This window comes from Persicobacter diffluens, assembly GCF_036244895.1.
Lineage (GTDB): Bacteria > Bacteroidota > Bacteroidia > Cytophagales > Cyclobacteriaceae > Persicobacter > Persicobacter diffluens.
In genome coordinates this window covers 3,162,370-3,185,365 of sequence record NZ_BQKE01000001.1, presented here as the reverse complement: position 1 = coordinate 3,185,365, position 22,996 = coordinate 3,162,370, and the positions used below count along the sequence as shown (strand labels likewise).

At 41.8% G+C, this 22,996-nt stretch carries 29 protein-coding genes and 4 tRNA genes; 25 read left to right on the top strand and 8 right to left on the bottom strand.

Annotated elements, in window-relative coordinates:
- The first annotated feature begins 6 nt into the window (after window positions 1-6).
- From rplF to AAA970_RS12915, 18 genes are all read left to right on the top strand, one after another.
- On the top strand, window positions 7-564 hold the full coding sequence (rplF, locus tag AAA970_RS13000; protein ID WP_053406756.1) for a 50S ribosomal protein L6: 558 nt from the start codon (window positions 7-9) through the stop codon (window positions 562-564).
- A gap of 5 nt (window positions 565-569) precedes the next feature.
- Complete coding sequence (gene rplR / locus AAA970_RS12995) at window positions 570-926, top strand: 50S ribosomal protein L18 (RefSeq protein WP_338237443.1); 357 nt, start codon at window positions 570-572, stop codon at window positions 924-926.
- A gap of 4 nt (window positions 927-930) precedes the next feature.
- On the top strand, window positions 931-1,449 hold the full coding sequence (gene rpsE, locus AAA970_RS12990; protein ID WP_053406758.1) for a 30S ribosomal protein S5: 519 nt from the start codon (window positions 931-933) through the stop codon (window positions 1,447-1,449).
- Between the two features lie 4 nt (window positions 1,450-1,453).
- A complete protein-coding gene (gene rpmD, locus AAA970_RS12985) occupies window positions 1,454-1,633 on the top strand; it encodes a 50S ribosomal protein L30 (RefSeq protein WP_053406759.1) in 180 nt (59 codons plus the stop codon).
- 2 nt (window positions 1,634-1,635) lie between these two features.
- Window positions 1,636-2,082 carry a 50S ribosomal protein L15 gene (gene rplO, locus AAA970_RS12980; protein ID WP_053406760.1) on the top strand — a complete coding sequence of 149 codons (447 nt, stop codon included), beginning with the start codon at window positions 1,636-1,638 and terminating at the stop codon, window positions 2,080-2,082.
- Between the two features lie 9 nt (window positions 2,083-2,091).
- On the top strand, window positions 2,092-3,408 hold the full coding sequence (gene secY, locus AAA970_RS12975) for a preprotein translocase subunit SecY (protein ID WP_060684741.1): 1,317 nt from the start codon (window positions 2,092-2,094) through the stop codon (window positions 3,406-3,408).
- On the top strand, window positions 3,408-4,181 hold the full coding sequence (gene map / locus AAA970_RS12970; protein WP_053406762.1) for a type I methionyl aminopeptidase: 774 nt from the start codon (window positions 3,408-3,410) through the stop codon (window positions 4,179-4,181). The genes secY and map overlap by 1 nt, the downstream gene beginning before the upstream one ends.
- 1 nt (window position 4,182) lies before the next feature.
- Entirely contained in the window at window positions 4,183-4,404 is a 222-nt protein-coding gene (infA, locus tag AAA970_RS12965) for a translation initiation factor IF-1 (protein ID WP_053406763.1), read from the top strand.
- Between the two features lie 8 nt (window positions 4,405-4,412).
- Window positions 4,413-4,529, top strand: coding sequence for a type B 50S ribosomal protein L36 (gene ykgO / locus AAA970_RS12960; RefSeq protein ID WP_071932151.1), 117 nt, complete (start codon window positions 4,413-4,415; stop codon window positions 4,527-4,529).
- A gap of 3 nt (window positions 4,530-4,532) precedes the next feature.
- Window positions 4,533-4,910 (top strand): 30S ribosomal protein S13, encoded by a 378-nt coding sequence (gene rpsM / locus AAA970_RS12955; protein ID WP_053406764.1) that lies wholly within the window; start codon window positions 4,533-4,535, stop codon window positions 4,908-4,910.
- A gap of 13 nt (window positions 4,911-4,923) precedes the next feature.
- Entirely contained in the window at window positions 4,924-5,316 is a 393-nt protein-coding gene (gene rpsK, locus AAA970_RS12950) for a 30S ribosomal protein S11 (RefSeq protein WP_053406765.1), read from the top strand.
- A 33-nt stretch (window positions 5,317-5,349) separates the two neighbouring features.
- Window positions 5,350-5,952: a 30S ribosomal protein S4 gene (rpsD, locus tag AAA970_RS12945; protein ID WP_053406766.1), complete on the top strand. Its 603-nt coding sequence runs from the start codon at window positions 5,350-5,352 to the stop codon at window positions 5,950-5,952.
- Window positions 5,953-6,007: 55 nt separating this feature from the next.
- Entirely contained in the window at window positions 6,008-6,997 is a 990-nt protein-coding gene (locus AAA970_RS12940; protein ID WP_053406767.1) for a DNA-directed RNA polymerase subunit alpha, read from the top strand.
- A gap of 7 nt (window positions 6,998-7,004) precedes the next feature.
- Window positions 7,005-7,484, top strand: coding sequence for a 50S ribosomal protein L17 (gene rplQ / locus AAA970_RS12935; protein WP_053406768.1), 480 nt, complete (start codon window positions 7,005-7,007; stop codon window positions 7,482-7,484).
- 139 nt (window positions 7,485-7,623) lie between these two features.
- Window positions 7,624-8,730 (top strand): glutamine-hydrolyzing carbamoyl-phosphate synthase small subunit, encoded by a 1,107-nt coding sequence (gene carA, locus AAA970_RS12930; RefSeq protein ID WP_053406769.1) that lies wholly within the window; start codon window positions 7,624-7,626, stop codon window positions 8,728-8,730.
- A gap of 11 nt (window positions 8,731-8,741) precedes the next feature.
- Window positions 8,742-10,043, top strand: coding sequence for a phosphopyruvate hydratase (gene eno / locus AAA970_RS12925; RefSeq protein ID WP_053406770.1), 1,302 nt, complete (start codon window positions 8,742-8,744; stop codon window positions 10,041-10,043).
- A gap of 88 nt (window positions 10,044-10,131) precedes the next feature.
- Complete coding sequence (locus AAA970_RS12920; protein WP_060687241.1) at window positions 10,132-10,437, top strand: FtsB family cell division protein; 306 nt, start codon at window positions 10,132-10,134, stop codon at window positions 10,435-10,437.
- Window positions 10,438-10,463: 26 nt separating this feature from the next.
- Window positions 10,464-10,997 (top strand): hypothetical protein, encoded by a 534-nt coding sequence (locus AAA970_RS12915; RefSeq protein ID WP_338237439.1) that lies wholly within the window; start codon window positions 10,464-10,466, stop codon window positions 10,995-10,997.
- Window positions 10,998-11,033: 36 nt separating this feature from the next.
- On the opposite strand, the gene AAA970_RS12910 is transcribed toward AAA970_RS12915, so the two are convergent.
- Both AAA970_RS12910 and AAA970_RS12905 read right to left on the bottom strand, forming a co-directional pair.
- Entirely contained in the window at window positions 11,034-12,104 is a 1,071-nt protein-coding gene (locus tag AAA970_RS12910; RefSeq protein WP_338237437.1) for an Ldh family oxidoreductase, read from the bottom strand.
- Between the two features lie 87 nt (window positions 12,105-12,191).
- Window positions 12,192-13,145 carry a Ppx/GppA phosphatase family protein gene (locus AAA970_RS12905; RefSeq protein ID WP_053406773.1) on the bottom strand — a complete coding sequence of 318 codons (954 nt, stop codon included), beginning with the start codon at window positions 13,143-13,145 and terminating at the stop codon, window positions 12,192-12,194.
- Between the two features lie 208 nt (window positions 13,146-13,353).
- On the opposite strand from AAA970_RS12905, the gene AAA970_RS12900 reads away from it, so the two are divergent.
- The 7 genes from AAA970_RS12900 to AAA970_RS12870 all read left to right on the top strand — a co-directional run bounded on the left by AAA970_RS12900 (window position 13,354) and on the right by AAA970_RS12870 (window position 21,264).
- Window positions 13,354-13,935: a non-canonical purine NTP diphosphatase gene (locus tag AAA970_RS12900; RefSeq protein ID WP_053406774.1), complete on the top strand. Its 582-nt coding sequence runs from the start codon at window positions 13,354-13,356 to the stop codon at window positions 13,933-13,935.
- 84 nt (window positions 13,936-14,019) lie between these two features.
- The gene (locus AAA970_RS12895) at window positions 14,020-14,649 is read left to right on the top strand and encodes a uridine kinase (RefSeq protein WP_060684735.1); all 630 of its coding nucleotides are present in this window, start codon (window positions 14,020-14,022) and stop codon (window positions 14,647-14,649) included.
- Complete coding sequence (gene udk / locus AAA970_RS12890) at window positions 14,646-15,266, top strand: uridine kinase (RefSeq protein WP_338237435.1); 621 nt, start codon at window positions 14,646-14,648, stop codon at window positions 15,264-15,266. Before AAA970_RS12895 ends, udk begins: the two co-directional genes overlap by 4 nt.
- Window positions 15,263-15,964, top strand: a complete 702-nt coding sequence (locus tag AAA970_RS12885; RefSeq protein ID WP_060684733.1) for an NAD-binding protein — start codon at window positions 15,263-15,265, stop codon at window positions 15,962-15,964. The genes udk and AAA970_RS12885 overlap by 4 nt, the downstream gene beginning before the upstream one ends.
- A 197-nt stretch (window positions 15,965-16,161) precedes the next feature.
- The gene (locus AAA970_RS12880) at window positions 16,162-16,524 is read left to right on the top strand and encodes a hypothetical protein (protein WP_338237434.1); all 363 of its coding nucleotides are present in this window, start codon (window positions 16,162-16,164) and stop codon (window positions 16,522-16,524) included.
- A 101-nt stretch (window positions 16,525-16,625) separates the two neighbouring features.
- Window positions 16,626-19,658 (top strand): protein translocase subunit SecDF, encoded by a 3,033-nt coding sequence (gene secDF / locus AAA970_RS12875; RefSeq protein ID WP_338237433.1) that lies wholly within the window; start codon window positions 16,626-16,628, stop codon window positions 19,656-19,658.
- Window positions 19,659-19,926: 268 nt separating this feature from the next.
- Window positions 19,927-21,264, top strand: coding sequence for a PhoH family protein (locus AAA970_RS12870; protein ID WP_053406780.1), 1,338 nt, complete (start codon window positions 19,927-19,929; stop codon window positions 21,262-21,264).
- Window positions 21,265-21,313: 49 nt separating this feature from the next.
- Here the strand turns inward: AAA970_RS12870 and AAA970_RS12865 are convergent, their stop codons facing one another.
- From AAA970_RS12865 to AAA970_RS12840, 6 genes are all read right to left on the bottom strand, one after another.
- Complete coding sequence (locus tag AAA970_RS12865; RefSeq protein WP_338237432.1) at window positions 21,314-21,697, bottom strand: hypothetical protein; 384 nt, start codon at window positions 21,695-21,697, stop codon at window positions 21,314-21,316.
- A gap of 254 nt (window positions 21,698-21,951) precedes the next feature.
- Window positions 21,952-22,036, bottom strand: a tRNA-Ser gene (locus tag AAA970_RS12860).
- Between the two features lie 21 nt (window positions 22,037-22,057).
- A tRNA-Ser gene (locus tag AAA970_RS12855) sits at window positions 22,058-22,145 on the bottom strand.
- Window positions 22,146-22,192: 47 nt separating this feature from the next.
- Window positions 22,193-22,277: transfer RNA gene (locus AAA970_RS12850), tRNA-Ser, on the bottom strand.
- A gap of 31 nt (window positions 22,278-22,308) precedes the next feature.
- Window positions 22,309-22,396, bottom strand: a tRNA-Ser gene (locus AAA970_RS12845).
- Window positions 22,397-22,506: 110 nt separating this feature from the next.
- The gene (locus tag AAA970_RS12840) at window positions 22,507-22,941 is read right to left on the bottom strand and encodes an acyl-CoA thioesterase (protein WP_053406782.1); all 435 of its coding nucleotides are present in this window, start codon (window positions 22,939-22,941) and stop codon (window positions 22,507-22,509) included.
- Window positions 22,942-22,996: the final 55 nt, after the last annotated feature.

Below are 22,996 nucleotides of genomic sequence, written 5' to 3'. Positions count from 1 at the left end.
ATTACAATGTCGAGAATAGGAAAGAAGCCGATTACTATTCCTGCGGGTGTAAGCGTAGAAGTAAATGCTGAAAACGTTGTTACAGTAAAGGGTCCAAAAGGAACTCTTTCGCAAGAGATCGATCGTGACATTACTGTAGAGATCAACGATAATATTGTGACTTTGTCACGCCCTACCGACCAAAAAAGACACAAAGCGTTGCACGGTCTTTACCGTTCACTTGTTAATAACATGGTTGTTGGAGTTGCTGAAGGTTTTAAGAAAACCTTGGAACTTGTTGGTGTAGGTTACAAAGCTACCTCACAAGGAAAAACTCTAGAGTTGAACTTGGGATACTCACACAGCATTTTCTTTGGCGTTCCTGCTGAAGTAGAAGTAAAAGCAGAAACTGCGAAGGGTAAAAACCCTATCGTAACTTTGGAATCTGCTGATAAACAATTGTTGGGTCAAGTTACCGCTAAAATCAAGTCGCTTCGTCCGGTTGAGCCTTACAAAGGTAAAGGTATCCGTGAAGAAGGTCAGTACATCAGAAGAAAAGCGGGTAAAACGGCAGCTAAAAAATAATAGTTATGGCAATTAAGAACGAAAAAATCGCGAGAAGACTGAGAATCCGTCGCGGAATCCGCAGAAAGATCTCAGGAACAGCTCAACGTCCGCGTCTTTCAGTGTACAAAAGTAACACAGCCATCACAGCGCAATTGATTGACGATATTAACGGCGTAACCCTAGTTGCAGCTTCTTCTGCAGAGTTTGGTGCCCGTAAAAACTGTAATATCGAACTTGCTGAGAAAGTAGGTGCGAAGCTTGCAGAAAAAGCGACTGCTAACTCTATTGCTGAGGTAGTATTCGATCGTAGTGGTTACCAGTACCATGGTAAAGTTAAAGCGTTAGCTGAAGGTGCCAGAAATGGCGGATTAAAATTCTAAGCAAATGTCCAATAAAACTGTAAAAAGCGTTAAGGCAAGCGAGCTTGACCTTAAAGAAAAAGTTGTAGCTATCAACCGTGTAGCGAAGGTAGTGAAAGGTGGACGTCGTTTTAGTTTTTCCGCTATTGTGGTAGTGGGAGATGGAAACGGTGTTGTAGGTCATGGCCTTGGTAAAGCAAATGAGGTTACTGATGCGATCACCAAAGGTATCGAGGATGCTAAGAAAAACTTGGTAAAAGTTCCTTTATTCAAAGGTACTATTCCTCACGAGGCTACTGGTAAATTCGGTGGTGGTTACGTATTAATGAAGCCAGCATCTGAAGGTACAGGAGTTATCGCCGGTGGTGCAATGCGTGCTGTACTTGAGGCAGCAGGTGTTCACAACGTATTGGGTAAATCCAAAGGATCATCCAACCCTCACAACGCAGTGAAAGCTACTTTCGATGCGTTGGCTAAAATGAGAACTCCACAACAAGTTGCTGAGCAACGTGGAATTAGTGTTTCTAAAGTATTTAACGGTTAATAAGATGGCTAAAGTACGTATCACACAGGTTCGTTCTACAATCAACCGTCCGAAACGTCAGGTTGACACTATCAAGGCTTTGGGTCTTGGTAAAATCAATAGAACCGTTGAACATGAGAATACTCCTCAAATTGCGGGTATGATCGCTAAAGTAAAACATTTGATTACTGTAGCTGAGGTATAATTATGAAATTACATACATTAAAACCAGCCGAGCGTTCTGTTAAAGCAGGTAAGCGTATCGGTCGTGGTCAGGGGTCCACTCGTGGTGGTACTTCTACACGTGGTCACAAAGGTGCGAAGTCTAGATCAGGTTACTCTCAGAAAATTGGTTTTGAGGGTGGACAAATGCCTTTGCAAAGAAGAGTTCCTAAATTTGGATTTACCAATCCAAATAGAGTAATTTACAAACCGGTTAATCTTGATGCTATCCAGGCATTGGCTGACAAGCTTGGTGTTACTGCTATCAACGTAGAATTGATGCGTGAGAATGGTATCGTAGGGAAATCGGATTTGGTAAAAGTACTTGCAAATGGTGCTTTGACTGCCAAAGTAGATGTTACTGCTAATAAATTCTCAGCATCAGCAGTTGAGTTGATTGAGAAAGCAGGTGGGACGGCAACTGTTATCTGATAATATATCATGAAAAAGTTTATTTCTACTATTCAAAATATTTTTTCCATAGAGGAGTTGAGGACTAGAATCCTCAACACCTTGGGTTTATTGATCATTTTTCGATTAGGTTCCTTTGTAGTATTGCCAGGAGTTGATCCTGCGCAACTTACTAGCCACGAAGGTGGTATCTTTGGACTCCTAAACACCTTTTTGGGTGGAGCATTCTCCAATGCTTCGATTTTTGGATTAGGTATCATGCCTTATATTTCTGCTTCCATTGTGCTGCAGTTGTTAACGGTAGCTGTGCCTTATTTCCAGAAAATGCAAAAAGAAGGTGAATCTGGTAGAAATAAAATTAATCAGATTACCCGGGTATTAACCATCATCATCACATTAGCACAAGGTATTGGTTATGTGACCGCTACCATTCCTGAAAATGCGATCTTAATTGATCCTTGGTTCTTTAAAGCTTCTGCTTTATTGATCTTGGTTGCAGGAACGATGTTTTGTATGTGGTTGGGAGAGAAGATTACAGATAAAGGTATTGGTAACGGTATCTCTATGTTGATCATGATCGGTATCATCTCTCGTTTGCCTGGTGCCTTGGTAGCAGAGTTTATGACTAGAGGCGGAGCGCAATTGTTGTTCTTCGTTGCTGAATTGGTGGCTTTGTTTTTCATCATTATGGCAGTGGTTATGCTTACTCAGGCTACTCGAAAAATTCCGATTCAATATGCTAAGCAGGTTGTAGGTGGTCGTACTTATGGCGGTCAGCGTCAGTATCTACCATTGAAAGTGAATGCTGCAGGTGTAATGCCAATTATCTTTGCTCAGTCCTTAATGTTCTTGCCCTCTTTAGGTGCTAGTGCTTTTGCTGACAAATATGATTGGGCCGCGTCTATCGCGACTACATTTGCAGATATTACTTCATGGCAATACAATGCGTTGTTCGCAGTATTGATTATCCTTTTCACCTTCTTCTATACAGCAATTACGATTAATCCAAATCAGATTTCTGACGATCTTAAGCGTAATGGTGGATTTATCCCTGGTGTTAAGCCTGGACCACAAACGGCAGAATATATTGACAGCGTGTTGACTAAAATCACATTGCCTGGTTCAATTTTCCTAGGTTTGGTCGCTATTATGCCTGCCTTCGCAAGAATCGCCGGTGTTGACGGGAACTTCTCTCAATTCTTTGGTGGTACTTCTTTGTTGATCATGGTAGGGGTAGTATTGGATACTCTTCAGCAGGTAGAGTCTTACTTGTTGATGCGCCACTACGAAGGTCTTATGAAGTCAGGTAAGATTAAAGGAAGATCAAATAAAGTGGCAGTAGCCTAATGATTTATCTTAAGACTGAAGAAGAGATTAATCTTATAAAAGAAAGTGCCGATATTCTCGGTAGAGCCCACGGTTTGGTTGCACAGCATATCAAACCGGGGATTTCTACTTTAGAGCTTGATCGTCTGGCATTTGATTTTATTAAAGATAATGGTGGTTCGCCATCGTTCAAAGGGTATAATGGTTTTCCATCTACCCTTTGTATTTCTGTAAACGAACAAGTTGTTCATGGTATGCCCTCCAAGTATGAACTTCAGGAGGGCGATATTGTGTCCGTAGATTGTGGTGTGTTCTACAAGGGGTTTCACTCCGACTGTGCTTATACTTATCCGGTAGGAGAGGTGAGTGCAGCCACAATGGATTTGCTTCGTCGCACCAAAGAATCTTTATATCTGGGAATTGAAGCTGCCACGGCAGGTAAATTTACCGGAGATATAGGTTTCGCTGTTCAGCAGCATGTTGAGCAGTTTGGTTATGGTGTAGTTCGTGAATTGGTGGGACATGGTTTGGGAAGAAATCTTCACGAAGATCCAGAAGTTCCGAATTACGGACGCCGAGGAAAAGGTAAGAAATTGAAGGCTGGTATGGTTATTGCTATTGAGCCTATGGTCAATTTGGGTACTAAGGATATTGTACAGGAAGCTGATGGCTGGACCATCCGTACTACTGATTACAAACCTTCCGCTCACTTTGAACATACCGTAGCAATTTTGGCTGACCGCACCGAGATTCTTACTACGCACAAATACATAGAAGAACATATCAAAATATAATATGGCCAAACAGTCATCCATTGAGCAAGACGGTACCATTGTAGAGGCTTTGTCCAACGCAATGTTTCGTGTGGAGTTGCAAAACGGACACCAGGTGATCGCTCACATTTCCGGTAAGATGAGAATGAACTACATTAAGATTCTTCCTGGAGACCGCGTGAAGCTGGAAATGTCACCATACGATTTGACCAAAGGACGAATTGTATATCGTTACAAACAATAAATAGAACAATGAAAGTTACAGCTTCTATTAAAAAGCGTAGCGCAGACTGTAAAGTAGTGCGTCGCAAAGGAAAAATTTACATTATTAACAAAAAGAACCCTAAGTTCAAGCAAAGACAAGGTTAATTTATGGCACGTATTTCAGGCGTTGATATCCCGTCAAATAAGCGGGGTGTAGTTGCATTGACCTATATCTTCGGTATAGGTAATTCATCCGCTGCCCAAATCTTGGCAAAAGCTGAGATCTCTGAGGATAAGCGGGTAAAAGATTGGACAGACGAGGAAGCTCAAGCTGTTCGTAACATTATCGCTGAAGAGTTCAAAACCGAAGGTGTTTTGAAATCTGAAGTTCAGATGAACATCAAGCGTTTGATGGACATCGGTTGTTACCGTGGTTTGAGACACAGAAAAGGCCTACCACTACGTGGTCAGCGCACTAAGAACAACTCGAGAACTCGAAAAGGTAAGCGTAAAACTGTTGCTAACAAGAAAAAGGCAGTAAAGTAAACTAATTTAGGTTATGGCACAAAAGAGAAAAGATAAAGCCAAGAAGAGAGTTGTTCACGTAGAGGCAGTAGGTCAGGCGCACATTAGAGCCTCTTTCAACAACATTATTATCTCTCTAACAAATGCTCAGGGTCAAGTGATCTCATGGGCATCTGCGGGTAAAATGGGCTTCCGTGGATCTAAGAAAAACACTCCATATGCAGCACAGGTAGCAGCTCAAAACTGTGGCCAGGTAGCATATGACTTGGGTCTTCGTAAAGTAGAAGTATTTGTAAAAGGTCCTGGTTCAGGTCGTGAGTCTGCGATCCGTACTATCCAATCTGTTGGTATTGAAGTGACTGCAATCAAGGATGTGACTCCACTTCCTCACAACGGTTGTCGTCCTCCAAAACGCAGAAGAGTATAATTATTAGGTATCCTAATTATTTGTTGAAAAAATATGGCAAGATATAGAGGCCCTAAGGCGAAAATCGCCAGACGTTTTAATGACCCTATTTTCGGACCTTCAAAAGCTGTTTCTAAGAAACCTTACGGTCCTGGACAGCACGGTCGTGGTCGTCGTCGCAAGCAATCTGAATATGCAATTCAGTTGATCGAAAAGCAAAAAGCTAAATATACATATGGAGTTTTGGAACGTCAGTTCCGTAACTTGTTTGATAAAGCTTCTCGCAAATCAGGTATTACAGGTGAGGTTCTTCTTCAATTGTTGGAGTCTCGTTTGGATAACGTTGTTTTCCGTTTAGGTATTGCTCCTACTCGTCGTGCAGCGCGTCAGTTGGTTTTGCACAAGCATATCACTGTTGACGGTGTGGTGGTAAACATTCCATCATTCACTGTTAAAGCTGGATCTGTTATCGCAGTTCGTGAAAAATCCAAGTCTTTGGAGGCTATCACTAACTCATTAGCAGTTCGCGCTAATCGTTATGGTTGGATGGAGTGGGATAACTCACAAATGGCAGGTAAAATGACAAATGTACCAGCACGTGAAGATATTCCAGAGAACATCAACGAGCAGTTGATCGTCGAGCTCTACTCTAAATAATCATTTATTCTTATTAACTTATTTCTTAACTTATTCTGTAACCAACGGAAAAACTATGTCGATTTTAGCGTTTCAAATGCCCGAGAAAGTGGTCATGGAGAAGGCGGATGATTTCCACGGACTATTTACATTCAAACCGCTTGAAAAAGGGTATGGAGTTACCATTGGAAATGCATTGCGTCGTATTTTGTTGTCCTCATTAGAAGGATATGCCGTAACCGGTATCAAAATAGCGGGTGTTTTGCACGAATTCTCAACCATCGAAGGTGTGGTCGAAGATGTAGCGGAGATTATTCTTAACATCAAGCAAATTCGTTTTAAGAAGATCTCGGACATAGTTGAGAATAAGTTAAATGTGAGCATAAAGGGACAAAGAACCTTTACCGCCGGTGATATTTCCAAGTTCACTTCTTCATTTGAGATTTTGAACCCTGATTTGGTAATTTGTAACCTGGACGAATCTAAAGAATTCGAAATCGAATTCACTTTAGAAAAAGGACGTGGTTATTTGCCAGCAGAGGAAAATAAACCAGCAGAGCAGGTATTCGGATTTATTCCGGTTGATGCCATCTTTACTCCGATTAAAAATGTTAAATACCATATCGAGAATACGCGTGTTGAACAGCGTACCGATTATGAGCAATTGACGTTGGACATCGAAACGGATGGATCTATTCACCCGGAAGACGCCCTGCAAGGAGCGGCGAACATTTTGATTCGTCATTTTGCCCTATTTACCAAAGATTCAATGATCTTGGAGCAAAGCGGAGGTGGTGAACAAGAGCCAATCGATGAGGAAATGCTTCACATGAGAAAAATGTTGAAGACTCCTTTGAATGACCTAGACCTTTCTGTTCGTGCTTACAACTGTTTGAAAGCAGCGGACGTGAAGACACTAGGTGATTTGGTGACTTTAGAGATCTCCGATATGATGAAGTTCCGTAACTTCGGTAAAAAATCGCTTTCTGAATTGGAAGCATTGGTTGCCGATAAAGGTTTGACCTTCGGGATGGATATTTCCAAGTACAAACTTGATGAGGATTAATTAAAAAATGAGACACGGTAAGAAATTTAACCATCTTGGAAGAAAGACGGCTCACCGTAACGCTATGTTATCGAACATGGCTACTTCCTTGATTTTGCATAAGCGTATTCAAACAACTGTAGCAAAGGCTAAAGCATTGCGTAAAGTTGTTGAGCCCTTGTTAACGAAAGCGAAACAAGATACTACTCACTCTCGTCGTGTGGTATTCTCTTTCCTTCAGGACAAAGAGGCAGTTAAGATTTTGTTTGATGAGGTAGCGACAAAAATCGCTGGTCGTCCAGGTGGATATACTCGTATTATTAAGACGGGTACTCGTTTGGGTGATAACGCTGAGATGGCGTTCATTGAGTTGGTAGACTACAATGAATTGTTGATCGGTGGCGAAGCTACTGAAAAGAAAAAGACGCGTCGTAGCCGTCGTGGTGGTGGCGCTAAAGCTACTACTGATGCGGCTGCTGAGGCTTCTAACGAAGATTCAGCTGAATGATTCGTTAGTTAAAATATTAAAGGGATTAGTTTTGCTAATCCCTTTTTTTATGTCAAGTTGATTTTTTCTGTCAACTTGATGCAGATCACAATTTATGTTTCCTGAATTCTTTAATTTTATATTGTAATATCAAACACCCATGAAGTACACGTATAAGTCTGAAGCTGTTTTAATGTTGGAAGATGGAACTGTGTTCCACGGTCGCGCTATTGGAAAAATTGGTACCAAAGGCGGGGAAATCTGTTTTAATACTGGAATGACTGGTTATCAGGAGGTTTACACAGATCCTTCGTACTTCGGACAAATCATCGTTACGACTAACTCCCATATTGGTAATTATGGGGTTCATGAAAATGAATCTGAGGGATTAAATCCTTCGATTTTTGGTGTAGTGATCAATACTTTTAGCGATATTTACAGCCGTAAAGAGGCCGAGTCCAGTCTACAGGACTATTTGGAGCTTCACGGTATCGTAGGTATAGCCGATATTGACACTCGTAAATTGGTTCGACATATTCGTTCCAAAGGTGCGATGAACGCCATTATCTCCTCAGAGATTCACGATTATGAGGTACTTCGTGCACAGTTGAAAGAAGTTCCTTCTATGAAAGGACTGGAGCTATCTTCTCAGGTTTGTGTTAAGGAGCCGGTAATCCGTAAAGCGGAAAATGTAGAGACTAAGAAACGCGTCGCTGTTTTAGATTTGGGAATTAAGGAAAGCATTCTTAGACATATGGAGTCTAGAGGTATGGAATGTAAGCTTTTCCCATCCACGACCCCTTATGAAGAATTGAAAGCATGGGGTGCGGACGGTTACTTTATTTCTAATGGCCCTGGTGACCCTGCAGCAATGGATTACGCTGTAGATACGGTTAAACAAATTATTGCTGATGATCAGCCATTATTTGGAATTTGTATGGGACACCAGATCTTGGCTCGCGCTACTGGCATCTCAACTTATAAAATGCATAGTGGTCACCGTGGATTGAACCATCCGGTGAAGAACTTGCTAACGGGACGTTGCGAAGTAACATCCCAAAATCACGGTTTTGCAGTTTCTGCAGAAGAAGTGGAAAAATCAGGTAATGTGGAAGTGACCCACATCAACTTAAATGATAATACAGTAGAAGGTATCCGTGTAAAGGATAAGAAAGCTTTTTCTGTACAGTATCACCCGGAGTCTTCTCCAGGACCACATGACTCGCATTACCTTTTCGAGGACTTTTTATCATTAATGGATAACTAAATACAATTACAATGAGCTTTATTGAGGAAATCAAAGCACGTCAAATTCTTGATTCTCGTGGTAACCCAACTGTTGAGGTTGATGTAATTACCGCAAATGGTTGTTTAGGTAGAGCTGCCGTTCCATCTGGCGCTTCTACTGGTGAGTACGAGGCAGTTGAGTTGCGTGATGGCGATAAGAGCGTTTACTTGGGTAAAGGTGTTCTTAAGGCTGTTTCAAACGTAAACGACATCATTGCTAAGGAATTAGTAGGAATGGACGTGTCTGAGCAAGCGGCGATTGACCAATTGATGATCGACCTTGATGGCACTCCAAACAAAGCAAAGTTGGGAGCTAACGCTATCTTGGGTGTATCTTTGGCTGTAGCTAAAGCTGCTGCTGAGGAAGCAGGTTTGCCTCTTTACAAATATGTAGGTGGTGTTTCTGCGAAAACAATGCCTGTACCAATGATGAACATCATCAACGGTGGTTCTCACTCTGATGCACCTATCGCATTCCAGGAATTCATGATCCAGCCAGTTTCTGCGCCTGATTTTACTACTGCTATCCGTATGGGTTGTGAAGTATTCCACGCGTTGAAATCTGTGATCCACGATCGTGGTCTTTCTACTGCTGTAGGTGACGAAGGTGGTTTCGCTCCAGCTTTCGAATCTACTGAGGATGCATTGGATTCAGTTAAATTGGCTGTTGAAAATGCTGGTTACGTTTGGGGTAAAGACATCACTATCGCTTTGGATTGTGCTGCTTCTGAGTTCTTCGTAGACGGTAAGTACAACTACGAGAAATTTAACGACATGAAAGGTGGTGTTAAAACTTCTCAAGAGCAAGCGGAATACTTGGCTGAACTAGTTGCTAAATACCCTATCACTTCTATCGAAGATGGTATGGATGAGAACGACTGGGCTGGTTTCAAAGCGTTGACTGACTTGGTAGGAGATAAGTGCCAGTTGGTAGGTGACGATTTATTCGTAACTAACGTAGAGAAATTGGAGCGTGGTATCAACGAAGGTATCGCTAACTCTATCTTGATTAAAGTTAACCAAATTGGTTCTTTGACTGAGACTATCGCAGCTGTTGAAATGGCTCACCGTGCAGGTTATACTTCAGTAATGTCTCACCGTTCAGGCGAAACTGAAGATAACACTATTGCTGACTTGGCAGTAGCATTGAACTGTGGTCAAATCAAAACTGGTTCTGCTTCTCGTTCTGACCGTATGGCGAAATACAACCAATTGTTGAGAATCGAGGAAGAATTAGGTAAAACTGCAGTTTACTTAGGCATGAAAGCTTTCAAGCAAGAATTCAACTTCTAAGAAGTTATTTTTGTAAATATTATTAAAGCCCTGACGAAAGTTGGGGCTTTTTTTTATTTTGCAGTAAGAGAACTTTCAAAATTTATTCATGCAAGAAGACATTGAGCGAATCCCGGCTATTTTTCGCTCCGTTTATTTCTATTTAGTAGCCCTATTCATTATTTGGATGGTGTTTTTTGATTCCAACGATTGGGTTAATCAGTATAAACTGCACCAAAAAATGGTGGAACTGGAAGAGGAAAAATCCTTTTACCAAAAGGAGATTGAGGTGGTGCAAGAAGAAAGAGAGGAGTTGATGACCAATAAGGCCCTTTTGGAGAAATTTGCAAGAGAAAAATATTTGATGAAAAAAAGGCATGAAGATGTTTATGTCATCGAACATGCTGATCAATAAAACCGAAAACCTCCAATAATACTCCTATGAAAAAAGCCCTGTTGAGCCTTTTGCTATTGTTGACATGCTTTTCTTTTGCCAATGCGCAAATAGATTACGTGAAAGAAGAGAAACCCCCATTGAAGGACCGTTTGTTTTTTGGCGGTAATTTTGGCCTGTCCTTTGGTACTTTTACTTATATAGAAGTTTCACCAACTGTAGGAGTAATGGTAACCCCCAAATTTTCCACAGGGCTAGGGGTAGTTTATCAATATTATGAGGATAAGCGTTTTGATCCTAAATTAACCAGCAGTACCTATGGCTTCCGTTGGTTTGGCCGGTATAATATTTATAAAAACTTCTTTTTACGAGGGGAGGTCGAGGGCCTGAATTTGGAGGTTTATAATGTTCGGGAAACCAAAAGAGAATGGGTTCCTGGCGTTTTTTTAGGAGCAGGTTACTTTCAGCCTTTTGGGAAAAGAGGAGGGGTTTCGGTTTCCGTCTTGTATAATTTCACTTATGACGAATTCAAAAGCCCTTATAGCGACCCATACGTAATTCGTGTTGGCTTTGCCATCTAAAAAAACAGGCGACTCAAAAAGGGTCGCCTGTTTTATTTAAAATTCTAAGTTGAATTTATCTGCCAAACTCTGTAAGTCTTTCACCACAGGTTCCAAAAGCGGAATACCTTCTTTCCTTCTTAATTTCTCTGACTCCCTTTCCGGATCTCCGGGGATCAAAACTTTTTTCTGCCCTTCAACAGGAGTGGAATTTCGGAATCTCCTGATCCAGTTGTCCATATGATTTTTATAATCCTCCGCCGGACGGAAAGCATCTACCCGCATAGCACCTACAAAATGTCCTACGCCTTCTCCGACCGGGTTTTCAGGCAGGGGAACGTAGCTTGGAAATGGGGGAACCCAAGGACCATAATTGGCTCCCGACAATACTGCGGAGAAAATATCCACGATGGAACCCAGGCAATAGCCTTTGTGGCTGGAATGCACGCGGTCACTTCCAAGTGGTAAAAGTGCCCCTCCTTTTTTCAAGATTCCGGCATCTTCCGTTGGGTGACCTTCTTTGGTTTGTACCCAGCCGATAGGCGCTTCCTCTTCCTTTCGCTGTAAGATTTCCAGCTTTCCATTGGCAGCGGTTGTCGTACTGAAATCGGCTACAAAGGGCGGCTCTTCATTGGTGGGGCAGGCCACGGCAATAGGGTTGGTGCCGAGCATGCGTTCTTGTGAAAAAGTTGGTGCTACAAGCGCAGAGGCGTTGGTCATGGAGATTCCCATCATATCGTGCTCTAAAGCCATCATGGAATGATAGCCCGCAATTCCATAATGGTTGGAATTTTTGATGGCTACCCAACCGGTACCCGCAACTTTCGCTTTTTCAATCGCGATTTTCATGGCGTAAGGAGCGATCACCAAACCTAAGCCTCGATCCCCGTCGATGGTAGCGGTACTCGGGGTTTCATGCACAATTTTGATGTCAGGTTGCGCATTTACTCGCTCGGCCTCCCACAAACGAACATAGCCAATCAGTCTGGCCACACCGTGAGAATCTATGCCTCTGAGGTCCGCACTCAAAAGTACTTGAGTGGCTTGCTGGGCATGCTCTGGCGAACAGCCCATCTTAAGGAAAACCTCTTGGGTGAATTTTTGAAGTTTATCTACAGAAAAGATCATATTTTGCATTTTTCAGCGCTCAATTTAAGCCTTTTTCGCTAATAATGATGCTGATAAATGCGGGCTGTAGACAAAATTAAATCAGGATTAGGATATGGCTTTGTTGAAGCGCTCCAATATTTGGGTCAATAGCCCTTCTTTAAGGGCGTAAGAACTCACTCGTATATTTTTAATATGGTATTCTTGTAAAATGTATTTGACTAAAAGCGAGGAAACCACAATCATATCCGCTCTCAAAGGAACCATGCCCGGTACCAATAGTCGCTCATCCCGATTTCGACCCACCAGAAGTTTGTGAATGGCCAGGTAAGACATTAAAGGAAGCGTTCTTTCGGTTCGGAAGCCCGTAATGGCGTGCTCATACTCATCAGTCTCATGATAAATTTCCACCAGGGAATCAAAGGTGCCCGAGCAACCGATTATTTCTACGGGTTTGAACTTTTCGCAGGCTAATTTTAAATCAATCAGAGTATGATCTAAATAATCATTAAGTTCTTCGATTTTTTCTTCCGGAATCGGATCAATCTGATGAAAGCGATCCAACAGTCTTTGTCCTCCAATTTCAAAGCTTTGTTTCCAGTGGATGCCCTCTTTATCTGCTATAATAAATTCCACAGACCCGCCTCCAATATCAATAATTAGGGAAGGGAAAAATTTCATTTTTACGGCAGTTTTTACGCCGTGATAAATATATTCTGCCTCTTGATCTCCATCAATAATTTGAATTTCAATTCCGGTTTTTTCCTTTACCAATTCAATGAATTCCAGGCTGTTTTTGGCGCATCGTAAGGCAGAGGTTCCGGTAGCATGAATGTGCTCCACCTTGAGTTTTTTTATAATTCGGCGGAAACGGATCATGGCATTGAGCGCCCGTTTTTGAGCTTCTGCGGTAATATATCCCTCATTAATTCCACCCCTGCCTAAACCTACGGCAATTTTCTCCCGATAGATCACCTCAAAGGTGTCTTTGGCGGGGTCTACTACCAACAGGTGGAAAGTGTTGGTGCCGAGGTCAAGTATTGCAATGCTGGAATTTTCCATTCAAAATCAAAAAAAATTTGCCGAATATACTATAAACTACGTGAATAAATGCGCAGGTGCCGACAAAAATCTAACTTATCCGCATTTTTAATAGCAAATCCGTAACTTGCAGTTATAAAAATTAAGAAATTTTGAGTCAATGTGCTTTTGTTACATATTGGGATTCAGGGTTTTGTGGTTTGATTTATAGCGCTTTTATATATAGAAAATGAAAGAAATTTGTTTTGCAACGAATAACCCCAATAAAATTGCCGAAATCCAGGCAATGATGCCGGAGCATATAAAGATAATTAGCTTAAAAGACATTGGTTGCGAGGTAGAATTACCGGAAACGCAAGATACTCTGGAAGGTAATTCTTTGCAGAAGGCTCAATATGTATTCGATCATTTTCAGGTGGCTTGCTTTGCAGATGATACCGGTTTAGAAGTGCATGCACTGGGTGGTGAGCCAGGCGTTTATTCAGCGCGTTATGCAGGGCCTCAGCGGGATAGTCACGATAATATGGAGAAATTGTTGGTTGAGCTTAATGGAAAAGAGGATCGTTCCGCTCAATTCAGAACGGTGATTACGCTTTTGAATGAGGACGGTCAGCAGCAGTTTGAGGGAATCGCCAAAGGTGAAATCATTCAGGAACTAAGTGGAGAACAGGGCTTTGGCTATGATCCCATATTTAAACCTGAAAATCATCAGGTGACTTTCGCTGAAATGGACAAGCATCAGAAAAATAAAATTAGCCATCGAGGGCGCGCAGTTCAGAAATTGATTGAGTACATCAAAGAACATTATTAATTTTCGTTGATTGATTTATTATGCACACAATAAGGTCTTATTTTTGCAGGAGAGCCTGTGGCGTAATTTTCGGATGAAGTCCTTATGGATAAAAATACAATAAAACCCTTTGTGGTGGGGATTACAGGAGGTAGCGCCTCCGGCAAAACCACATTTTTAAAATCTCTTTTGGATAAATTTACTCCGGAAGAAGTGTGTTTACTTTCTCAGGATAATTATTATCGAGATCGGGAGGTGCAGCCGGTGGATGAGAATGGGGTAATCAATTTTGATTTGCCCAAGTCCATTGATACCCCTGCTTTTGCAGCAGATATTCTTGCTTTGAAAAGTGGTAAAACGATCCGCAGAAAGGAATACACCTTTAATAATGAGGGAGGTGAACCCAATATTTTGACTTTTCACCCTGCACCTATTATAGTGGTTGAGGGGTTATTTGTCTTTTATGAACCCCTGATTTCCGAGCATCTGGATTTGAAGGTTTTCATTGATGCAGAGGAGCATGTGAAGTTAAAGCGAAGAATTATCAGAGATAATGCCGAGCGTGGATATGATCTGGAAGAGGTGTTGTATCGTTATGAGCAGCACGTGATGCCAACTTATAAGCAATATATTGCGCCCTTTAAATCCACATCAGATTTAGTGGTGCCGAATAATGATACCTTTGATATGGGACTAGAGGTGGTGGTACAGTTTTTAAAAACCAAGGTGCAATGAAAAAACCGTTGGTGATTGGAATTACGGGAGGGAGTGCTTCAGGAAAGACCACTTTTCTGAATAATTTGATGAGTGCTTTCAGTGCTGAAGAAGTCTGCTTGATTTCCCAGGATAATTATTATTTGCCTAAGGAGGAGCAGCCGGTAGATGATGAAGGGGTTCAAAATTTTGATTTACCAGAGTCGGTCAATCTTCAGGCCTATGCTAAAGATATAGAAAAGTTAAAGGGCGGTCGTACGGTTCAACTGAAAGAGTATACTTTCAATAATCCGAACATTACTCCCCGCTTGCTGAATTTTGAATCAGCACCGATCATTATTGTGGAAGGTTTGTTCGTTTTTTATGATCAGAATTTATCTGACCTGATAGATATTCGGGTGTTTATCGATGCTCAGGAGCATATTAAATTGAAGCGGAGAATCATCAGAGATAGCGAGGAAAGGAATGAGGGGCTGGAGGAAGTGTTGTATCGATATGAAAAGCATGTTCAACCGACTTATGATAAGTATATCGCACCATTTAAAAGCTCTGCACATTTAATTATTCCAAACAATACAACCTTTGATGTGGGTTTAGAGATTCTAATCTCTCATCTGAAAAAACATGTACAAGCATGAGAAATAGTAAAATTGCGGTGATTGGGTTAGGGCAGATGGGAATGGCCCTGGCGGTACAACTATCCGAATATGGAGCAGAAGTGATTGGCATTGATCACAACCTGACGGTAGTCGAGGCAGCGAAAGATAAGATCGCCTATGTGGTCAATATGGATTCTACTGATCAGAATGCTTTGCTATCTCAAAATATTGAAGAGGTAGATACGGCTGTAGTCACCATAGGGGAGAACTTCGAAAATGTAGTTTTAACCACCGTAATTTTACAGGAGATAGGCGTAAAGCATATCATATCTCGTGCAACCAATAAACATCAGCAGTTGATTCTGGAGAAAATGGGAGTGCATGAAATATTGAATCCAGAAGCCAATGAAGGCAAGCTGCTTGCGCATAGATTGATACATCCCTCCATCAAAAAGTTTTTTCCCTTGCCGGATGAGTATGAAATCGTGGAGATTGATACGCCTAAACGAGTGGCCAATATGATGCTGAAGGATATGGGCTTGCGGGAGCGGTACAACCTTAATTTGATCACCATTAAATCTTGTTTTGAGACTTTGGATCCGGTAACGGGAAAGACAAAACAAGAAGAGCATATTACGGGGGTTCCCAAAGCGGATTCCGTAATTAAAGGTTCAGATAAAATCGTTATCATGGGAAAAAAAGGGGATGTCAATCGTTTTATTGAAGTGAACAGCTAATAAAGTGATGAAGGGAAAATTGGAATGTGCCCAAGGGTTTGGGCTCAATAAAGTGCTGCGTTTCAGTGTAATCTCTGGCATTTTAACGATAAAAAATTTTGTTTAGCGTAGTGTTGTTGATTTTATAGATTGATTACCAACAATTAAAAAAGGGGGGAGTTTTGTGCTTGCCCCTTTTTTATTTAGTTTTGCAGTCAATGAATCAGAAGACGAACATATCGATGGCGCATTTAATGGTGCTTTTGCTTTCCACATTATTGGTGGTAGCAGGGCCTGTCGTGCAGTCGTATATGTCTTCGGATTTAGCAGAAGCGCAGGAAGTGGTAGTCGGTGAGTCGGAAGAGTCCGAAGGACAGCCCGTTCCGGCTGCTGATTTAGTACTGAAGCCCTTTCAGGCCATTAGCAGTTTCTCCCTTCATTTTTTTGCCATTGATGCGATTATTGCACCTCAGACAGACATGCAGTTGGTGCGTTCGGCTATTTTTCATCGCCTATCAATTTATAATGCCTCTTTCTTACTGAGGTTATTGGAGTGCCAATTGGCCCCAAATGCCCCCTAATTTCCTTCAGCATAATGTGTAACGTTAGCCAGTGGTTTTGGTGTGTTACATGCTTATATTCAATTAATTAAATACTTTTTTATTTTATAATTTCTACAACAATGCGAAACAAGGGTTTCATTGTGACGCTAACGTTGATTGTTACAGCTTTGTGCCTGTACTACCTTTCGTTCACGTTAGTTTCGTCAAACATTCAAAAGGATGCTACCGCCTATGCCACGGTTTTGGGTGAGGATGGTCAGCCTAGAATTGACTTTAACAAAAAACAAAAATACCTGGATTCTCTTTGGAATGAGCCGGTATACAACTTTTTAGGGAAGCCATTTACTTTCAAAGAAGTGAAAGAAACCGAGCTTGGTCTTGGTCTTGACCTTCAGGGCGGTATGGCGGTAACATTGGAGGTTTCTCCGGTAGAGATCGTTCGTGGAATTGCGGGTAACTCTAAAGATGAAGACTTTACAGCTGCTTTGAACGCAGCAAATGCCGCTTTCCGTCAGACTGGTGGTGATTTTGTAGGTTTGTTTGCTTCAGCATGGAAGTCTCAGACAGATCGTAAGATGAGCGAAGTATTTGCTAATGCAGCGAACAAGGGTCGTATCTCATTAGATACTTCAGATGATGCTATTCTTAAAGTGTTGAACACAGAAGTAGAAGGAGCAATTGATCGTTCTTTCAACATTTTGAGAACTCGTGTAGACCGTTTCGGTACTTCACAGCCAAATATTCAGCGTTTGCAGGGAACTGGCCGTATTCAGGTGGAGCTTCCAGGGGTGGATAATCCAGAGCGTGTTCGTAAACTTTTACAAGGAGTTGCGAAATTGGAGTTCTTCGAAGTTTATAACATTCAGGAATATCAGCAGTCTTTGATGGCGATCAACCAGAAATTGGTTGCAGAGCAAAAGGTAAACCCATTAGCAGCCGGTGAATTGAAAACGGATGCAGATGCAGTTGTCCAGTCTTCTGATGAAGATGATTTAGCTTCTTTAACAGGTGATGATGCTGCAGTTCCTGCGGATTCTGCTTCTGAAGCACAAGCAGCTGCAGATAGCCTTGAGGCGGTAATGAATGCCAATGTTTCTCCTTTGCTTGCATTGAATATGAGCCCTTACGGTTTGGTATACAATGTTAAGGATACTGTAAAAATCAACCGTATTATCGAGCGTGCTGATATCAAATCTTTGTTGCCAAGAGATCTGAAATTTGCCTGGGATGTAAAAGCTACGGATAACGAAGGTGTTCAGATGTTAACTTTGAATGCATTGAAAACACGTCGTGGTCAGGCTCCTTTGACGGGTGAAGTAATTACAGATGCTCGTCAGGATTTCGATCAGACAGGTCGTGCGGCAGTTTCAATGCAAATGAACTCTGTGGGTGCGAAAAAATGGAAGAAATTAACTTCTGAGAATATTGGTCGTCAGGTGGCTATCGTATTGGATGGTTATGCTTACTCTGCACCGGTGGTAAACGGTGAGATTCCTAACGGTTCTTCTTCTATTTCCGGTAACTTCTCCATTGAAGAAGCGAAAGATTTAGCGAACATTTTGAAAGCAGGTTCTTTACCAGCGCCTACTCGTATTGTGGAAGAAGCAGTAGTAGGACCTACTTTGGGTAAAGAAGCGCAGAACCAAGGGATCTATTCAGTATTGTTGGGTCTTGGTTTGGTCGTGTTGTTTATGGTGGCATTCTATGCTAAAGGTGGTTTGATTGCGAACGCAGCATTGTTGTTCAACATCTTCTTCATCTTGGGTATTTTGGCTAACCTTTCTGCGGCGCTAACACTTCCAGGTATTGCGGGTATCGTATTGACGATCGGTATGTCCATTGATGCAAACGTACTGATCTTTGAGCGTATTCGTGAGGAGATGCGTTTGGGTTCTTCTATTTTGAATGCGATTAATCGTGGATATGAAAAAGCTTTCAGCTCGATCTTTGATGCCAACGTGACCACCTTCTTGATTGGTGTAATTCTTTACGTATTGGGTCAGGGGCCAGTGAAAGGTTTCGCTATTACTTTGATGATTGGTATCGCTTCTTCTTTCTTCTCAGCGGTATTCATTACGCGTGTAATCGTATCTTGGTTGACCAAGAAAGGGGAGCAGTCCAAACTTTCTTTCGAGACTGGCCTATCGAAAGGCTTCATGCAGAACGTGAACTTCGATTTCATGGGTATCCGTAAGAAAGTTTATATCGGTTCCATTTCTTTCATTCTTTTGGGTGCGGTATTGATCGTAGCGGAAGGTGGATTGAACCTTGGCGTAGACTTTAAAGGGGGACGTTCCTATGTGGTGGATTTCGGTAAGTCAATGGTGGCTTCTGATGTGAAGACTGGTTTGAGTAAAGTGGAAGCTTTCCAAAAAGCAGGTATTGAAGTAAAAACTTATGGTGCGTCTGATGTATTAAAAGTAACCACTTCTTATTTGGTGGAAGATGATTCTGATGAGGCAGATGTTCAGGTTCGTCAGGCTATTATTTCAGGTTTAGAGCAGTCCACCGGATTGAAAAATATCAGTGATGCAAATAATGTTACTGAAGCTGATTTTGCAGTGGTTTCTTCTTCAAAAGTAGGTGCGACGATTGCAGATGATATCAAAGCATCTTCTTTGGAGGCAGGTTTCTTTGCCTTGATTGTATTGTTCCTTTACATCTTGATTCGTTTCCGTAAAATGGGATTCTCTGCCGGTGCAATTGCAGCATTGGTACACGATACTTGTTTCGTATTTGCTGCTTTTGCTATCGTGGCATTGTTTGGCGTGAATTACGAAATCGATCAGGTATTCGTAGCGGCGATTTTGACCATTATCGGTTATTCTATTAACGATACGGTGGTAGTATTTGACCGTATCCGTGAGGATATGGCGCTGAACCAGGGTAAGGATATGGAAGCTGTATTTAATAAGGCGATTAACAATACCATGTCTCGTACATTGATGACTTCTGCTACTACTTTGATCGTAGTATTGGTGTTGTTCTTGTTCGGTGGTGAAGTATTGCGTTCCTTCTCTTTTGCGATGTTGGTAGGGGTATTGGTGGGTACCTATTCTTCTATCTTCGTAGCGACTCCAATCGTGTTGGACTTCACCTACGGTGAGGAAAAGCGTAAAGCAAAAAAAGCAGGTAAGTCTGTGACTGCCTAAAAAAATATCGTTTACAAATCACTGTAAACAAATCAATTAAAAGGTCGGCGAGTTAACGTCGGCCTTTTTTTATGCATTAATCCGTGTTTTTTTAGTTCTATTCCGTAAATTATTAAAGAAGGATTAGATACTTTGTAGTACACTTCCTGGCATAGAAGATCGATTCCTTGTCAGGCTTCGGCGAAATCAGGGAATAAAAATGGTTCCCGTTCTCAAAAGGCAGATAGCTGCTGGCCATGCATCTTTTCACCTTTTCAACACTAACCGTATGGATAATAGCCCAGCAGCTGAATCAAAGATTTTCGTTCTTGATACCTCCGTTATCCTATTTGATCACCGCTCCTTTCTCAATTTTGGGGAACATGATGTCGCGATTCCGATTACTGTTCTGGAAGAGCTGGATAATTTTAAAAAGGGAAATGACTCCATAAATTACGAAGCACGGCAGTTTATCCGCATGTTGGATGATTTGTCAGAAGGCCATACCATCCGGGACTGGATTCCGCTTCCCGGAGAGAAAAGAGGGCGCTTGAAAGTGATCTTAAACGGAAAGGGCGAGATCGATGCAGAAGTGGTATTTGAGTCCCATAAAATGGATCATAAGATTCTGAATGCTGCATTAACCATCAAAAGTGAGGAGAAAGAAAAGACGGTAGTGATGGTGACCAAAGATGTCAATCTTCGTCTTAAAGCGAAAGCACTTTCCTTAAAAGCGGAGGATTATCGCACCGGTAAGGTGACTGATGTGGCTGACCTTGATAAGTCCACTAAAACTATTGATGGCGTAGATAAGGAGTGTATTGAGCGCCTATATGATATTGGCTTTTCCGACGTTCCGGAGGCGATTCAGGAGCGCATGTCGTTGAATGGTTACTATATTCTAAAGAATAGTGAGCAATCCGTAATGGCTTTTTATTCCGCAGCCATGCAGCGCCTGGAGCGGGTAGAGAAATACACGGCCTACGGGGTGAAGCCCAGAAATGCGGAGCAGGCCTTCGCGCTGCATGCCATTTTAAATCCGGATATTAAATTGGTGACCATTGGTGGAGTGCCGGGCTCCGGAAAAACCCTTTTAGCTTTAGCAGGTGCATTAGCGCAAAGAAGAGATTTTAAACAAATTTATTTGGCGAGGCCTATTGTGCCGCTAAGTAATAAAGATGTGGGTTATTTGCCAGGCGATATCAAATCCAAGCTGAACCCTTATATGGAGCCACTATGGGATAACCTGAAGTTTATTAAACATCAGTTCAATGAACATGATAAGGAATATGTGCAGCTTAGCAAGATGGTAGAAGATGAAAAGTTATTGGTGACACCATTAGCTTATATTCGGGGGAGGAGCTTATCCAATATCATTTTTATAGTGGATGAGGCGCAAAACCTCACCCCACATGAAATAAAAACAATTATTACAAGGGCAGGCGAGAATACGAAAATTATCTTCACCGGAGATATTCATCAGATTGACACTCCTTATCTGGATACCCAGTCCAATGGTTTGTCTACTTTAATGTCGAAGATCAAAAGCCATGAACTGTTCGCGCAGATTTCTTTGGAGAAAGGGGAGCGTTCAGAGTTGGCGAACCTGGCTTCTACCATGTTATAAAGGAATGGATGTGTACAAAAAAAAGGACTACTAATCGGTAGTCCTTTTTTTATTGAGAAATTTGGTCTAGTTCATAAATGATTTGCCGGCACATTTTTTCCACTCTTTGACACAATTCTTTTTGAACAGCAGGGTCGAAATTTCCATCTTTAAACCACTCCATCGCTTCAGACATGGTCTTCTTAAGTTCATGTAACTCTAGCAATTCAAAAGAGGAATAGAGTTTATGGTTTAAAAATCGAAAGGCCTCATAATCTTTGTTCGCCAGGAAGTTCCCGAAACTCATTTGAAAATCAATAAAGGATTTTCTGTATAAGTGGGTAAGTTCTTTTTTGAGGGAAAGATCCTCCTCGCAGAACCGATCTAGCTTAAGGTGTATATTGAAATGATTCGGTTGAATGGGGGCGGTAATGGTGGAGTGGGGTTGAATCATTCTTACGGTGTTTTTTTCAATCATAACGTCTTGCCTTCCTTAAGGTTAATGACATTGCCAAGAGTGAAAATTACACATGTTAGATTTGTGCGCTTTTTCAATCAAACAGCTTCTTTCGTGAATGGAAATAGGGTTGACTTCTTAGAAAAAGATAGCTGGATTGCTTAATAATTTAATTTGAGGGGTGTTTTGAAAAATTTCCTTAAGTAAGTTGCAGGCATAAAAAAAGCCCTGATAAATCTACCAGGGCTTTGCAGAGAGTGAGGGATTCGAACCCCCGGTACCTCGCAGTACAACGGTTTTCAAGACCGCCTCATTCGACCACTCTGACAACTCTCTAAAGTTTTGGATCCGGAAGACTGGCAGAGAGTGAGGGATTCGAACCCCCGGTACCTCGCGGTACAACGGTTTTCAAGACCGCCTCATTCGACCACTCTGACAACTCTCTGGATAATCAACTATCCGGATCACAATAAATTTTTAAAAGAAAATAAGCAGAGAGTGAGGGATTCGAACCCCCGGTACCTCGCGGTACAACAGTTTTCAAGACTGCCTCATTCGACCACTCTGACAACTCTCTGTATTTCTTTAATGCCGCGGACCTTTTGTCCTGGCAGAGGGTGAGGGATTCGAACCCCCGGTACCTCGCGGTACAACAGTTTTCAAGACTGCCTCATTCGACCACTCTGACAACCCTCTGTGATTGCTTAACGGATTGCAAAGGTAGGTAAAAAATCTTTAGCTGCAAGCCCTCATGGGTAAAAAATCAAACTTTTTTCCGGTTGGGCATGTAAACCGTTGGAATTCAATCAGGAATCTTCCGAGATATTTTCTTCCGTAAAAAAGGGTTGAAGGACCTCTACAATTTCCTTCGGCGCAATGGTAGGTTTGCCGGTTTTCATATCTACAAAGACCAGGGTGGTTTTGCCATGATTGATTAAGGTGCCGGCTTCATTAATGACTTCGTAAAAGAAAGTAATCCGCATGCCATCCGGTAAAGTTTTTATCATGGTTTTGACCGTAAGCAGATCATCATAGTGGGCAGGTCGGATAAATTTGTTGTGAAGCTCCAGGACCGGAAGCATGACGCCTTGTTTTTCCATTTCGCGGTAATTCAGCCCCAAGCTTCTAAGAGCCTCTGTGCGGCATACCTCGTAGTAGGTCGCATAATTCCCGTAATACATATAGCCCATTTGGTCCGTGTCGGCATAGCGAACCCTGATTTGTGTTTCGTAAGTAAACATATATTCGAGTTTTAGCGCAAAGCTACATTATTCCAGTAAGCATCGCAATCTAGAT

Excerpts from the sequence above, each read along its gene's own strand:
- AAA970_RS12885 (WP_060684733.1), top strand. The coding sequence starts at position 15,263 with ATGAGAAATAGTAAAATTGCGGTGATTGGGTTAGGGCAGATGGGAATG.
- rpsM (WP_053406764.1), top strand. The coding sequence starts at position 4,533 with ATGGCACGTATTTCAGGCGTTGATATCCCGTCAAATAAGCGGGGTGTA.
- AAA970_RS12880 (WP_338237434.1), top strand. The coding sequence starts at position 16,162 with ATGAATCAGAAGACGAACATATCGATGGCGCATTTAATGGTGCTTTTG.
- rplF (WP_053406756.1), top strand. The coding sequence starts at position 7 with ATGTCGAGAATAGGAAAGAAGCCGATTACTATTCCTGCGGGTGTAAGC.
- rplR (WP_338237443.1), top strand. The coding sequence starts at position 570 with ATGGCAATTAAGAACGAAAAAATCGCGAGAAGACTGAGAATCCGTCGC.
- eno (WP_053406770.1), top strand. The coding sequence starts at position 8,742 with ATGAGCTTTATTGAGGAAATCAAAGCACGTCAAATTCTTGATTCTCGT.
- AAA970_RS12900 (WP_053406774.1), top strand. The coding sequence starts at position 13,354 with ATGAAAGAAATTTGTTTTGCAACGAATAACCCCAATAAAATTGCCGAA.
- rplQ (WP_053406768.1), top strand. The coding sequence starts at position 7,005 with ATGAGACACGGTAAGAAATTTAACCATCTTGGAAGAAAGACGGCTCAC.
- secY (WP_060684741.1), top strand. The coding sequence starts at position 2,092 with ATGAAAAAGTTTATTTCTACTATTCAAAATATTTTTTCCATAGAGGAG.
- secDF (WP_338237433.1), top strand. The coding sequence starts at position 16,626 with ATGCGAAACAAGGGTTTCATTGTGACGCTAACGTTGATTGTTACAGCT.
- infA (WP_053406763.1), top strand. The coding sequence starts at position 4,183 with ATGGCCAAACAGTCATCCATTGAGCAAGACGGTACCATTGTAGAGGCT.
- AAA970_RS12840 (WP_053406782.1), bottom strand. The coding sequence starts at position 22,941 with ATGTTTACTTACGAAACACAAATCAGGGTTCGCTATGCCGACACGGAC.
- AAA970_RS12940 (WP_053406767.1), top strand. The coding sequence starts at position 6,008 with ATGTCGATTTTAGCGTTTCAAATGCCCGAGAAAGTGGTCATGGAGAAG.
- AAA970_RS12905 (WP_053406773.1), bottom strand. The coding sequence starts at position 13,145 with ATGGAAAATTCCAGCATTGCAATACTTGACCTCGGCACCAACACTTTC.
- carA (WP_053406769.1), top strand. The coding sequence starts at position 7,624 with ATGAAGTACACGTATAAGTCTGAAGCTGTTTTAATGTTGGAAGATGGA.
- ykgO (WP_071932151.1), top strand. The coding sequence starts at position 4,413 with ATGAAAGTTACAGCTTCTATTAAAAAGCGTAGCGCAGACTGTAAAGTA.
- AAA970_RS12865 (WP_338237432.1), bottom strand. The coding sequence starts at position 21,697 with ATGATTCAACCCCACTCCACCATTACCGCCCCCATTCAACCGAATCAT.
- rpsK (WP_053406765.1), top strand. The coding sequence starts at position 4,924 with ATGGCACAAAAGAGAAAAGATAAAGCCAAGAAGAGAGTTGTTCACGTA.
- AAA970_RS12920 (WP_060687241.1), top strand. The coding sequence starts at position 10,132 with ATGCAAGAAGACATTGAGCGAATCCCGGCTATTTTTCGCTCCGTTTAT.
- rpsE (WP_053406758.1), top strand. The coding sequence starts at position 931 with ATGTCCAATAAAACTGTAAAAAGCGTTAAGGCAAGCGAGCTTGACCTT.
- AAA970_RS12870 (WP_053406780.1), top strand. The coding sequence starts at position 19,927 with ATGGATAATAGCCCAGCAGCTGAATCAAAGATTTTCGTTCTTGATACC.
- AAA970_RS12915 (WP_338237439.1), top strand. The coding sequence starts at position 10,464 with ATGAAAAAAGCCCTGTTGAGCCTTTTGCTATTGTTGACATGCTTTTCT.
- AAA970_RS12895 (WP_060684735.1), top strand. The coding sequence starts at position 14,020 with ATGGATAAAAATACAATAAAACCCTTTGTGGTGGGGATTACAGGAGGT.
- map (WP_053406762.1), top strand. The coding sequence starts at position 3,408 with ATGATTTATCTTAAGACTGAAGAAGAGATTAATCTTATAAAAGAAAGT.
- AAA970_RS12910 (WP_338237437.1), bottom strand. The coding sequence starts at position 12,104 with ATGATCTTTTCTGTAGATAAACTTCAAAAATTCACCCAAGAGGTTTTC.
- rpmD (WP_053406759.1), top strand. The coding sequence starts at position 1,454 with ATGGCTAAAGTACGTATCACACAGGTTCGTTCTACAATCAACCGTCCG.
- rplO (WP_053406760.1), top strand. The coding sequence starts at position 1,636 with ATGAAATTACATACATTAAAACCAGCCGAGCGTTCTGTTAAAGCAGGT.
- rpsD (WP_053406766.1), top strand. The coding sequence starts at position 5,350 with ATGGCAAGATATAGAGGCCCTAAGGCGAAAATCGCCAGACGTTTTAAT.
- udk (WP_338237435.1), top strand. The coding sequence starts at position 14,646 with ATGAAAAAACCGTTGGTGATTGGAATTACGGGAGGGAGTGCTTCAGGA.